Genomic DNA, 15,112 nt, shown 5'->3' on the forward strand with positions numbered 1-15,112 from the left:
CGTAGAATATTTCAATTAATTTGGAAAACAAGTCTGTTTAAAAATAAAAAAAGTGTTAGAGAAGTTAATCTCTAACGTCTAACTTTAAGTGTTGATTTTACGGCATCATATAAGTAACTTACTTTGATGGTGTATTTTTTGACTTTCAATTTATTGATAGCCGCTTTTTTGATGGTTACTTTAGCAATTCCCTTTTTGTTGGTTTTTCCTTTGTAGGTTTTACCATTAACCTTGAATTTCACAATTTTACTTTTAATTGCGGTTTTTCCTTTCTTAAGGGTAGCACTCAATACAAGTTTTTTAGCTGATTTTTTAACAGTTACAGTCTTTTTGGTTTTTAATACCTGTTTTACTGTTAATTTGTTTTTAACAGTTTGACCTTTGTAGGTAGCTTTTATGGTATATTTGCCAGGAGTGATTTTGGAAGGTATTTTCAAGGTTGCATATCCATTTTTATTGGTTTTTACCTTATATGTTTTTTTGCCGATTTTAATGGTTACGATTTGGTTTTTGCCCACAAATTGTCCGTTGTCATCTCTTACACGTACCTTGTATGTGTGTCCGTCATAGTAGTACATGTTTACATTTTTATTTCCAACGAATCTGGATACTATATTTATGGTTACCCTTAATTTTTCACCGGTTACTGGATTTACATAGTCAATGTAGTGTTTTCCGATTTTGCTTTTTGGATTGATAGGGTATTCATATATACCTTTTGCATCTGTTTCCTGGGTATATGATTTATTGTCAAATTTGAAGGTCACGTTAGTATTATTTAGAGGTTTTCCATTGGAGTCAAGGAACTGTACTCCGAATGTAGGTGATTTTGCGTTGTATGCTATGGTCATGCTTTTTTCATCATTGGTGAAAAGGGTTGTTTTTACTATTACGGCACTTGAGAATGTTTGATTCAGGTATGTTATGGTTACAAGGTAATCGCCGGTTGCTAAAACTCCCAGTGATACGTTACCGGTTCCATTGGTTATTTGTATTGTGTAATTTTTATTATTGAAACTGGCTTGTATTGTGTCTGCTTCAAAAACGTTGTAAACTGTAAATATGGTTTCATTATTATCTAAATATTTCACAACGTCTTTGGTAATATTCTTGCTGTGGTAAGTGTATGCTTTAACGGGAGCAATTACGTTTTTAGCTCCAAGATCGATAATTTTGCCGTTTTCAATCATATAATTTGTACCATTTATAGTAGGTGTTCTCATGTTTTCAACATATGGCATTGAAGTGGATTGAATTCTGATTTCAAAGGTGGAATTCGGGTCTACTGCAATGTATTTGTTCAATTTGATTGTTTCATATCCTGCGTGGGTTGATTTTCCACTTTGGGTATAAACCGGACGGTTATTTAGGAATATTTTAATGGTATATGGGCTTTTGGCTTTTTCAAAATATGTTCCAACAGCAGCAATTATGTCTCCGTTTTGACTTGTAAATAACTGTCCGTAGGTATCGCTATCGTAATAGTATTTGTTAGCTCCGTTCACTTCATTCTGGTAGAGTTTTTCATAGAGTTCAACATTATCGAATGTAAATCCTCCTGCAGGTGCTTTCAATGACTTGTCGTAGTATGAAATGTAGAAGTATCCTCCATCTCCCCATTCAGTTCCCCAACTGTTTTTACAAATCCATGCTCCGTTGCCTGGAGCTTTAGTTGAAAATTTGTTTTTTGAGAAGTTATCGTCCCATCCGACTAATGTGACGTAGTGGTTTCCATTGTATTTGGAGTTGTATATAGATTTGTACTTTGGACTGTATGATGGGTCATTTGAACTTGCACCATATACGAACAGGTTCATTGCACCGTATTTAGTCAGATATTGCTTAATGGCATTCTTATTCTGTATGTTTATGTAGACTGCGTTTACTGTACGGTATGCATCACCAGGATTATATGATATTGAGGAAATTTTCCCAAGTTCGTCGTATGTGTCATCGGATGTATTGACTGCTCCAAACCAGCTTACAAAGTATGATGTGGACATGTATAAATCTCCCTCTTCAACATCTGTCATCATTCCATATGGGGAATAACGCAATCCGAAGTTTTGAATATTGTTTTCGGAAATGTCTATTTCCTTTCCGGTTGCAATTAGGAATGATGATTCAAATGCGCCTGCTGCTCCGAATGCCCAGCATGAACCCATTGAACCTTGGTCCTTAACAGGGGTTACCAATCCTAAATCATTTAAATTGAAGTATTTATCTTTTGCAGAACCTTTGATAGGCTGAGGATTCAATATGATTCTTTCCCCGTTGTATCTGATGGTATAGTTGTAGTCTCTGTTATTTATTGTGCCTGTGTATTCTCCGCAGTTTGTTATATTGGAACCTTCATCATCGATTCTAGTGTATATGTCATCTTTGCTGTTGTTTTTAAACTGAGAATTCATGATTTTGTATAATGTGGTGTAGCTGTAAATCGCTCCACCTTTGCTTGCAACATTGTTTGTGAAAGTACATTCTCCAATGGTTGCGGTTTCATAGTCTAGGAGTATTGCACCACCATATCCGTCATTTTCATTTGCTTTGTTGTTTGTAAATGTGGAGTTGTTTATGTTCACGGTTGCATTTGAAGTATACACTGCTCCTCCATTTTCTTTTGCGACATTATTTGTGAATGTGGTGTTGAATATGTCGAGTGATCCTCCTAAATTGAGTATTGCCCCTCCAAACTCTGCTGAGTTTTTATCAAACAATGTGTTTAGGATTTCAACTAATCCTCCTTTGGCAAGTCCTCCATCACCGTAAATATCTACAAAGACTGCCCCAGCATTTTTGGCAGCGCTGACATTTATAAATTCACAGTTATCGATAGTTAAATAGGCATATTTGTTTGGTTCTCCACCTTTGACTGCAACAGCTCCTGCAGTTGCAGTGGCGGCCAAATTAATGAATTTTGATTTTTTGATTGTTGTTTTGAATGTGTTGTATATTGCGGTTGCATATCTTGAGGTTGTGTTTGCAAAAACACTGTTTGAAATATCTATGTTACAATTGCTTCCATAAATCAAACTCCATTTTATTGGATTTTTATTTGTAAATGTTGAGTTTTCTATAATAATGTTAGAATCCTTTCCAAATATTGCAGATCCGGATTCTGGTGCTGAGTTATCTATAAATTTGTCGTTGGTACTGTAATAGGAACTTTTACCACTACAGTATACTGCGCCTCCGTAATCTGAGGCATTTGTGTTCATGAATGTCACGTTTTCAGTAATCAGTGTGGCACCTGTCAATTCAATTGCAGTATCCTTGGTATTTTTTAAAATAAGATTTTTCAAAGTTAATGTGCCTTTTGACACTTTAAACATGACTGTTTTGCCGTCGGCATCAATCACGTGATTGTTTCCATTTATTGTATAATCTTTTTTAAATTCAATATGTTTTATTTTGTCAGTTTCTTTAAATTTGTAATCACTTTCTAAAGTTATTGAATCGCCTGATTCCTTTATTTCATTGGATAAATCGTCATATGATTTTTCGGAAGCATTGGAAAGGACATCCTGTGTGTCAGTCAGTTCCAATGTATCCTGCACTGTCTGATTTGCATCTTCAGCGCAGACGATTCCTGCAGTCATTATCAATAAAAATAGAAAGATTATGCTTGATTTTATGATTTTCAATTTAATCTTCTCCCTATTTTATGATTATAACTTTTGTATATTATTATATAAAAATTATAATTGTTTTCTTCAAATATTCAATATTTTGTTGAATTGTTTGCTTATTTTTCTGTATTGCTATGTTTTGGTTTTTGTAGTGGTAATAATTATATTCCATTTTTACAATCATATTTTAATAAAATTTAAATATGCTTTATGTTAAAAATAGTTATCATGTATTCAAGTATATTTGAATGCTGTTATCAATTATGTTGAGGTAATATATTGAAATTTAGTAAAATGATTTTTCTAACAGTTGTTTTATTGGCTATTTTATCTCTTGGTGCTGTAAGCGCACAAGAGGCTAATGATTCACTTCAGTTAGATTCTAGTGATAATTTTATTTTAAATGACGATTCTACCACTCCTGTAAATAATGATAAGGCTGTCTATGTCGAAACTGACGGTGATGATGCAGGATCAGGTAGTGAAAATAGCCCGTATGCTTCAATAAATAAGGCAATATCAAGCGTTAACGCATCTGATAATGCAGTTATCTATTTGGGCAACGGAAATTTTGTAGGTGAAAATAACACTGACTTGAGCATTAAACTTGCTCATAAAAACTATAATGGTAGTTTGACCATTATTGGTCAGGGTAGTAAAACTGTAATAGATGCAAATGGAACATCTCAAATCTTCAAATCCATAAGTGCTGATTCAATTGTAACATTAATGAACATTACTTTCATTAACGGTAAAGGTAAGTTAGGTTCAGCCATTTCAAATTCCGGTGATTTGACTATTGACGGATGTACCTTTGAAAATAACTCTGCTATCACATATGCTACAGTTTACCAGGATGATTCAAATAATTTAAGAATATATAATTCAGTATTCAAAGGAAATACCGCTGATTCAGGTAACTCTGCAGTTTATTTCAGTGAATATTCAGATTCTAAAAAATTTGAAGTTGAAATAGTTAATTCCACTTTCATCAACGGTACAACTTCATACAATTGGGCCGACTCTTCATGTGTCTTTATTGAAAACCCGAATTATGTTTTGGTTGAAAATAACAGATTCATTTCAACCAGCGGTACTGGAAAAGGCAGTGCACTGTATGCAAGAAGTAATAATGGTAAAATTATTGGAAACACATTTAAAGACTGTTCCTATGATGGGTCCAGTGATGGTGCAATATTATACATTGCAGGTAATGGAGTATATCTTGAAGGGAATACCTTTGAAAACTTCACTTCAACTAATGAAGTTCCAATTTACGCTTTAATGAACTTCAATGCAAAATTGGCTTTCAATGACTTGTTGGTTGATGGAACTTCCTTCAAATTAACCTGTAACATAACCGATGACCAAAACAACCCAGTATCATCATATTACAAAGTTACATTTTTCTTAAACGGTACTAAAATTGGTGAAACCACTGCAAACAAAGGTGTTGCTGCTTTAGATGTATCCAAATATTTGGATAATGGAAAATACGGCTTAACCGGTAGTTATGGTGATGAAAATCCATTAGAATGTGATGTTACTAATGGTACTGTTACTGTTGATTTCGATCACAACCCTGTCGAATATTGGGTTTCCGCTACTGGAGATGATGAAAAAGGTACTGGTAGTGAAAGCAATCCGTTCAAAACTCTCAAACATGCATTGGATACTGCATTGACAGATTCCGTAGATATTACAATTCGTATGAAAGATGGTTTATACAATGAAACTGGTGATTATGGATTATCTTACAGTAATGTAGCTAAAATAGCCATTATTGGTGAAAACTATGGAAAAACAATAATCAGTGCTAATAATAATGGTCGTTTCGTAACTTTAGGCGTTAACACTGATGTGTACATGAAAAACTTGAAATTGGTAAATGCAACTGGCACATCTTACAGATCTTTTGATGTACGTTACTTGACTATGGAAAACTGTATTGTGGATAACGTACAAAGATTCTATGCACAAAACAGTCCTTCCCATATCGTATTTAGAAATGTGACCTGGACCAATTCTCAACAATTAATGATGTATAATCCTGAAATTTATGATTCAGTCTTTGAAAACATTGTTTCTTCAGGTACTGGTAACCTCTGGCTTGCAACTGTAAATGATAAGGACTGGATTATTATTGAAAACTCCAAATTCATAAACATGACTTGTACTGGATATTCCGGTTCTGGTGTTGCATATGTCAGCGGTAACTTCAAAAGCCTAAACAACTTATATGATTCCAACAAGGCTACTAGGGACTCCGGTGCTTTATATGTGACTGCTAATCAAATAATCTCCATTAATGATACATTTATCAACAACCATGCTGACGATAATTATGGTGCAGCTTCATTCTATCCAAATGGTGAAAATGCAACATGTCATATTGAAAATGCTAAATTCATCAACAACACTGCAGGTAAAAATGGTGGAGCTGTAGCTTTATACGGTGGAGAAGTCATTAATACAATATTTGAAAACAACATTGCAGGCGCTAACGGTGGGGCAATTGTAATGCCTACTCATTCCTCATATGTCTACTTGTATGATTTGACCTTAAGTGGTGTATCATTCAAAAACAACAATGCAACTGACGGTACTGATATTTATATAACTCCTTCTTCCAATGCAAACAATTTACACTGTAACTTAAACGGCATGACCGTAAAATTAAACGATTTAACTACCAAAACATTAGAGGATGAAGTTTCAGCTGAAGTAACCCATGAATCAGGTGCTGTCATCAGTGGAGGAATAGTTACCTTCTACATGGACGGTTCCCGTATGGGTGAAGGTGCTGTTGAAAACGGTGTTGCAAAATTAGACTTCTTAGGATTTAAAAACAACGGAACATTTGCATTATCCGGTAATTACAGCAATGAAGCTAAAGATACTAAATATGTAAACGGTACTATAACTGTTGTTTTAGACCCATTAAAAGATAATGTGACATTATATGTTTCCGATGCTAAGGGTGACGATGTAAAAGGTACTGGTAGTATTGATGCTCCTTATAAAACAATCCAAACAGCTTTAATCAATGGATACAAACAATCTGCTGTTATCGTTGTTCGTGTTTTAGAAGGAACTTACTCAGGTGAAGGAAACACCAATTTAACTGTTGCCAGTTCATTAGATATTACAATTGTCGGTGATGGTAGAAATAAAACACTTATTGATGGCAGGGACTTGGATTGGTTCTTGAACATCGCAACTGGTAATGGTATTGTTAAAGTGGCCAATATGACTGTAGCTAACGTAACAATGAACTATGTCGATGCTAAAAAATACAACCAACATCCTGCAATCTCCATTGAAAACGGCGCTGTTATCTCCATTGAAAATATGGAATTCATCAGATGTCATGGTACTGAAGGTGGAGCAATATTCAACGAAGGAACAATGTCTGTAAAAGATTCCTTGTTCTTCAACAATGGGGACTCCAACAATGGTGCTGCAATCAAAAACATGGGTACTTTAACAGTATATTCTTCTGAATTTATTGCAAACCATGCTAAATACTACTCAACCATCTACAACGATGGTGAAATGTTCTTATATGACTCTTTCATACAAGATTCCATGCGTGTAAACGGTTGGACAGGTAATGCGATGGTAATTGGTGGAAAAGGTAATATTACCATGGTTAACACCACCATTTCAAGATCTGGTAAAACCTGTGATGAATTAATCGGAGCAGGTCAAACCTGGGCAAACAATCCTGGATTTGCAATCTCTATCGGTTCAACAGGTAATGTAAAAGTGGTCAACTCTACAATCGATGGTAATGATATAAATTACAAAGCACAATACATCAGCAATGTTGCTTTCGGAGGTTCTGGAAGTATTGGAGTATTCGTGCCATATGGATTGGAAGTTGTAAACACCAAAATCCTAAACTTGAAAGACATCATTTCCGCTTCCAAAGGTAGCAACCTCATTGATTCATGTTACATAGAAAACGTAACCTATGTCTCCGAGGGAACTTCATATGACTACAACATGACTGTGGTAAATTCCTACTTCGCTGACGGTACCACCATGGTAACCAAAAAGGATACTTCCAATGTGGTATTGAACAACAACTGGTGGGGCAGCAACGATAAGCCTGCATACAAAGTGGGCAGTGATGAAGTAAGTCCTGACACATGGTTGGTAATTGCATTGGATGTGGATGATGCTGGTGAATTACAAAAAGATGTTATCTTATCATTCAAAGTATCTGACGGTGAAAATGTAACTGATTATGATGCTTCTGCATTTGCTAGACAATTCACAATCTCTGGTGAAAACGCTACTGTAAATGTCACAGATGGAGAAATAACCGATAAAGTAACTGTTCCTGTTGTTGCTCAAGAAGGTAAAGGATACAAAATTACTGCTAGTGTTGATAATCAGACTGTTGAGCTAACAAGAATATATGCAGAAATCACTCCAAGTGCTGAACCTGTATATGTTGGTCAAAACGTAACTGTAGAAATTGCAGTTCCTGAAAATATAACTGGTAACGTTACTGTCACTATTGATGGTAAAAAATATGTAGCTGCTGTCAACGGAACCAAAGCTATTGCAATCATTTCTGATTTAGCTATTGGAAATTATTCTGCTAGTGTTGCTTTAATAAATGATGATGTTTACTTCTCTAAAGTAACTAACTTAGATATTAAAGTTCTCGGTATTGAAATCAATGCTCCAGATGTTGAAAAATACTTCAAAGGATCTCAAAAGTTAGTAATTACTGTAAAAGATAGTGATGGAAATGTTTTGGCTGGTGAAAAACTCTTAATAACTATTGATGGTAAAGAATATGATGCAACTACAAATGCTAGTGGTATTGCAACATTGGATTTAGATATGGCTGTGGGTAAATACACTGCAGAAATAGCACTCAATAGTACTAACGCTAGTGCAAGCATAACTATTAAGTCAACTGTTCCTGAAGAAAATGAAACTGAAGCTAAAGTTGCTAATAATGGATTTGAAGTTAAATTCATTGATTCTGAAGGTAATCCATTAGCTAATGCTTCTGTTGTCATGAGTGTAAACGGTAAAAACATTACCAAAACCACTGATGCAAATGGTATTGCTAAATTGACTAAAGCAGAAATCGGATCTAAAGCTGGTACCTACACTGTTACTGCTTATAATCCGGTCACTAACGAAACCGCTGTTTACAATGTTACAATCATTAACAGATTGACTGGTAATAAGAACATTAACATGTACTACTTCGATGGAACAAAATATTCCGTTAATGTATATGGTGATGACGGTAAACTTGTTGGCAAAAACCAAATTGTGGTTGTAAAAATAGGTAAGAAAACTTACAAAGTAAAAACCAATGCTAAAGGAAAAGCTATTCTTAAAATACCTAATACAATTACACCGGGTAAATATACAATAACAGCTAAATACAAAGATCAAACTGTTAAAAACACTTTAAAAGTTAAACAAGTCTTAAAAACTACCAAAACAGTTAAAGTTAAAAAATCTGCTAAAAAATTAATTTTAAAAGCAACCCTTAAAAAAGGAAAAGTTGCTATTAAAAACAAAAAAATAACATTCAAATTTAAAGGTAAAACATATAAGGCAAAAACCAATAAAAAAGGTCTTGCTAAAGTTACCGTTAAGAAAAATGTTATTAAAAAATTAAAAGTAGGTAAAAAATACACTGTTAAAGTTACTTACTTAAAAGATACTGTAAAAGGAACTGTTAAAGTTAGAAAATAGGGTTTTAACCTAAACCTTATTTTCATTATTTTTTTTTAAAATTTCTATTTTTATCAAGTGTACTTGTTTTTTTGACAACTTTTAAATACATTGTTGTAAAAAAATTATAACATAATAAACTTTGAATTATTTTCAAAATAATTTGATTTAATTTTGAGGTGGAAATATTAAAAATAGAAATATTCTGGCATTGCTGTTAATTATTTGTGTTATTGGCTTAACTTTAAATGCAGTATCAGCTTTCAATGAAACTGATGGTGACAGTAATGTATTTTCCATAAATGAGAATATTGAACCTCAAAAAATTAAAATTTCAGATGATGGTGTCGTGGAGAGTAATTCTGATGCCAATAATTTAACTTCAGAAGGCGGAAACACATTTGAAATTACTCAAATTACTTATGAAAATTATTTCAATCCAAGAGACGGTACAATTTTGCCGAACAGTGGAATTACAAGTGGTGACACAATAAAAATAGGAAATATATCCAACAGGGCATTTGTCATAGACCGTCCACTCACTGTAATGCCAATCACTTCAAACGACAAGATTACAAATGGTTATATTCATTTAATCAAGGGTAGTGACGGTTCAACCATAACAAATCTTACAATTAACAATACAAAGGGCACATTGACATTTAGAGGTGCAACCGTCGGTCAATTGCATGGTATCTGGTTAACTAATTCCAATTATAATCTAATTTCATATAATACAATCAGAATTGCCAATACTGGAGGAGTTTATGCCATGCCTATGGGCTGGTCCAGCAATAACAGAATCATTTACAATGATATGAAAACTTATATTTCATCAAACATTATTATGGGCCAATGTCATTATAATTTAATATCTCATAACAGTCTTGAGGTATTGTCCTATTCTGACCTATCCGTTACTAATTTAATTTACTTCAATCCGTTCAATCATGCAGATTATTCAGGTTCTCCATTATGTCTTGGCAATATAATTTCTTACAATTATCTTAAAGGATTCTGCACACTTCCAATGTCCATCATTTTGCAGATGACTTATGCAAATCATGATGGAACTGTTGTTGCCAACAATACTATTTTCAAAGGGTCATTTGGTATTAATTTAAATGGTGACAATGTATCCGTTTATGGAAATGTTGTGGATAATAGTGCTACAGGCATAAATGTTGCTGGAAAAAATTTCAAGGTATATAACAACACTGTAAGCGGCAGCAATCAAAAAGCGGGAATTCAGGTAGCAAACAATGATAATTCAACTTCCAAGGTCTATGACAACAATGTTACATTTGTTGATGTCGTATCTGCCATGAGTATAACAGGCAATGTCGATGCACATGACAATATAATAAATGTCAGGAACTATGGAATAGGAATATCCATCAGTGAAGATGGGGCAAACGTTCATGACAACAGAATCAAGACAAACAATGATGATGGCATATCTATTTTGGGCAGTAACAATAAGGTTGACAATAATATAATAACTACCAATGCAAGGGGAGTTTCAATACCTGCAAAAGGAAACGGCATTAGATATTATAATAATACGATTTCACGAAACACCATTACAAGCGACAGCTATGGTGTTTACATTGCGGGATTGGTATACAATACGGTCATTGTTGACAATGTTATAGAGACAAATAGCAGTGTCGGTATTTACAAGGATATTACTGATGAACTGTCTACTCGTGAAGAGGACAATATGGTGAATGGTGTCATACTGAAATCCACTGCAGTAATTATTAACGATACCAACTATTATGATTTCTTTGATAAGGATGGAAATCTGATGTATGAGTTTCCGGAAGGCAAAACTAAAGTACTAATATTAACATTCCTGACAAATAAGAATATAGTTCTAAATGAAAAAATTAATGTGATAAGTAATAAATTAAGTAATTTGCTATTTAACGTCACAATAACATTTAAAAATAACTCAAGCGGATCACTCATTCGTGATTTTAATTTTATAAACAATAACCGTAAAGCTATTGTACTTGATAACGTAAAGGATGTCAGCATTACTAAAAATAACATTAATGCTGAATTCAAAAAGGGAAGTTCGGACGATTCAGTTATCTTGATTAAAAATATTTGTGAAAATTCAATTTTCTCAAATAACAATATATTCATTAACTCCAAACGCAGCAATGTTTATGCAATTAAAGCAAATGATAATAATGTCTATCATGGATTTTTATTTGCTAACAATACCATAATTATGATTTCATCATCTGACTGTACTGCAATTTCTGCAGATTATTTGAGTGATTCTAAATTGAAATCAAACAATATTAATATTATATCCAACGGAACTTCATTAGGATTTGATTTATCTAACTCATTGGATGGTGTTGAACTGTCCGGCAATGAAATAATAATTCATGCGGATAAAAACGCATATTTAATCAAATTATCCAACGTTAATAATTCAACAATACATGATAATAAGTTATATGCACAAGCAAGTGAAGCTTATGGAATCTATGCAGTTAATTTAGCAGATGTTTCATTTAATGGAAATAATATTTCAACTTTTGGATGTGGTGGAAATTCAATATCTGGTTCAAATTGCAATAATTTGACCGTATTTAATAATTTAATTCACACAAACACTTCAAATCCAATCTTATTCACTGAAAATGTCAAATCCAACTCATTCATCATTGATGACGATAATTATGGTGTCTATTTTGATAAAAATGGAAACTTAAAAAGCGATTTGGTTGGTGAAAAAGCTACATTGATTTTAAATTTGACAAATAATCAGATTCTTAAAATCAACTCTGCTATTGAAATTTCTTCATTTGATGATGTTTCAGTATCGGCTTCCATAATATTTGGTGATAATGCTTCAAATTCAAAAATATATGGAATTAATTTTGTAAATGCTAGCATTACCTCAATCAATGCTTCAAATATTCAAATATTTAAAAATACTTTTTCAAACTCCACATTAACATTTTGTGCTGCTGAAAAGAGTATATTTAAAAACAATGATGTTTCAGAGGAATCCAAAATTATCATAAACAATGCAAAATCAATTCAAATTTTAAATAACACTTTCAACATAACTTCCAGTAATTTAAAAGTCATTTCTATTTTAAATGCTCAAAATACATTAATTAAAGATAATATCATCAATGCAAGTTCAAATTCACTGGTTGTTATTTGTTCCAATAATTCTTCCTGTGATGATATTAGAGATAATGTAATAACAGCATTTGGCGATTCTTCTTATGCCTATATGGCTTTGAATTCTAATTCCGCTCAGTTTATGGATAATAATGTTTATGTTAGTGGGGATGGGATAGAACAGGCCGGGGTTTTATTGATAAACTCTTCAAACAATGAAATATCTCAAAATCGCATTATTTCACACTCTGAAAACCCTCGGGAATATGCTGTTGAGATTATGAGTGATAAGAATCTCGACAACAAAGTTGTTAAAAATTATCTGATTAGTGCAAATGGTTTAAGATATGCCGATGAGGCTGTTAATGCAGAATTTGATATGGTTGATTTAAATACTCCTAGGGATGTTTTCGTTTCAGCTAATGGAAGTGATGTGGCTGGTGACGGTAGTGAATCAAATCCTTATCAGACAATTTCTAAAGCTATTGAGAATGCTCTAAACCACTCAATAATTTATGTTTCATATGGAAATTACAATGAATCAAATATTTTTATCAATAAAAACTTAACTCTCATTAGTTTGGGTGGTAAATCAGCAATAGATTGTGGAAACAATCAGCTATTTAACATATCCGAGCATTCATCATTTACAATATCCGGATTCATTATTAGGAATGCTCACAATGTTGAAGGAGGTTCCGTATTTATCAACAATGGTAAATTGCTTGTCAACAACTCATGCATTTTCAATTCCAGTTCATATTTTGACAATTCAAACCCTGTTTTCGATAGGGATGTAATCTATGATGATGGAGGTTTAAAAACAGCATACACAGTTGACTGCAGAAGAACAGGTATGGGGGGAGTTATTTTAAACAGGGGAGAACTAGTCATTAACTCTACAGTATTTTCAAATAATTTAGGTCATTGGGGTGGAGTCATAGCCGATTTCGGAAAAACATCTATAGAATCCAGTTTATTTGACAGTAACACTGGAGTTCATGGAGGGGTGATATTTTCAAACACTACATCTCCAATGAATATTAAAGATTCCATATTCAACAATAATGTTGCATTAACAAGCATTGACTACTGTGCAATAAGATTATACACAACAAGTTGGAGCATTGATGAAGGAAATCACCACCAACGTGGATCAGCATGTGAATTGGCTACAGGCGTAGGTGGGGTAATTTATGCAAATAATGATATTTTAATTGAAAATTCAGAATTCATTTCAAATTCTGCAAGAACTGGTGGAGCTATTGCATCTTATGATGGTAAATCCTCACCAAGTCTTGAATTAAGGAATTCTACATTTTTCAACAATAGAGCCAATGACACTAGATACTCAAATGGCTCAAACAATTTGAATTATTTCCAGTTCTCCACAGGATATCATGGTGGCGCAATATTGGGAAATTATAATAAATTGTATGTCTTGGGTAGTGAATTCTACTTCAATCAGGCCATTCAAAATGGTGGTGCAATGCAGGCAAGAGCAAAAGATGGTAAAATTCTAGATTCAATATTCACAGATAATACTGCAGGTATTAGCGGAGGAGCATTGGATATTTCCGATAATTTCTTAATAATGAGGTCAATCATTTCAAACAATTCAGCTAGTTATGGTGGAGCGATAGAATACGACTCCTCCGTATATTATGGACATATTCAGAATAATTTCAACATTTACAATTCAACAATATCTGGAAATAGGGCATTGACAAAAGGTGGGGCATTTAGTTTCGGTTCTGGAAATGTCTCTATCCGTGATTCAAATATTGTGGACAATTTTGCTCCAGCTTCAAGTACAGTCTACACAAGTACTAGCAGCAATGCATTTGACATGAGATACAACTATTGGGGAAGAACCCCAAGCGGATTTGCAGGACCTGACGATTCAGTATGGTCAGTAAGCAATAACCAGTTCAGGCCATGGTATGGGCAATGGATCAGATGGGATACACCAGTATCCAATGGAGACGATTCATCCAAAGATGATGATGGCAAGAATACCAATCCTATAATTAACCCAGACCCTAAAGATGATGCAAAGCACACTGGTTCATCAAATACAGGTTCAAGTGCATCAACAGGAACAACAATTGGTGGAAGGGGAAATTGGCCTTCTTATAATGGTGATGGCGACGGATTTAACCCTGGATATAATGGAATCGGGAATAATCATAATGGATTGTTTTCCTCACTTGGCGGAAGAGGATATTCAGGTCAGAATATTAATGGGGTGGCAAATGCCAATTCAAACTCTCAACATAACTCCAATGCCAACGGTAATGTGAACACTGACAGTTTAAGCAAATCCAACAGTTCCACATATAATCCAAACTTTGCATCAATTGGAATGACTGCTAATTCAGCAGCTTCAGCTTCTTCTGCTCAAAGTGGTTCTCAAGGCGAAGGTGGAAGTTCATCAACTGGTGCTGAAAGTGTGTCCAAATCATATGAAGTCAAAGAACTAGAAGAAGTAGTGAAAGATGAAAATTCAATGATTAAATTCTTAATAATAACATTTATAACATTATTTTTATTGATTGTAGGCTATAAGCGCAATGAAAAAGAGGAAGAATATTAGGTGGTGTTTTTAATTA

The 15,112-nt window shown here is 33.7% G+C and carries 3 protein-coding genes; 2 read left to right on the forward strand and 1 reads right to left on the reverse strand.

Annotation, left to right across the window (positions count from 1 at the left end):
• Positions 1–71: 71 nt before the first annotated feature.
• Positions 72–3,644 (reverse strand): C1 family peptidase, encoded by a 3,573-nt coding sequence (locus tag QZN45_RS01505; RefSeq protein WP_296810647.1) that lies wholly within the window; start codon positions 3,642–3,644, stop codon positions 72–74.
• A 279-nt stretch (positions 3,645–3,923) separates the two neighbouring features.
• Here QZN45_RS01505 and QZN45_RS01510 point away from each other — a divergent pair, with 279 nt between their 5' ends.
• Both QZN45_RS01510 and QZN45_RS01515 read left to right on the forward strand, forming a co-directional pair.
• A complete protein-coding gene (locus tag QZN45_RS01510; protein WP_296810650.1) occupies positions 3,924–9,365 on the forward strand; it encodes a right-handed parallel beta-helix repeat-containing protein in 5,442 nt (1,813 codons plus the stop codon).
• Positions 9,366–9,555: 190 nt separating this feature from the next.
• Positions 9,556–15,096: a right-handed parallel beta-helix repeat-containing protein gene (locus tag QZN45_RS01515; RefSeq protein ID WP_296810652.1), complete on the forward strand. Its 5,541-nt coding sequence runs from the start codon at positions 9,556–9,558 to the stop codon at positions 15,094–15,096.
• Positions 15,097–15,112: the final 16 nt, after the last annotated feature.

The organism is uncultured Methanobrevibacter sp. (genome assembly GCF_900314695.1).
GTDB lineage: Archaea > Methanobacteriota > Methanobacteria > Methanobacteriales > Methanobacteriaceae > Methanocatella.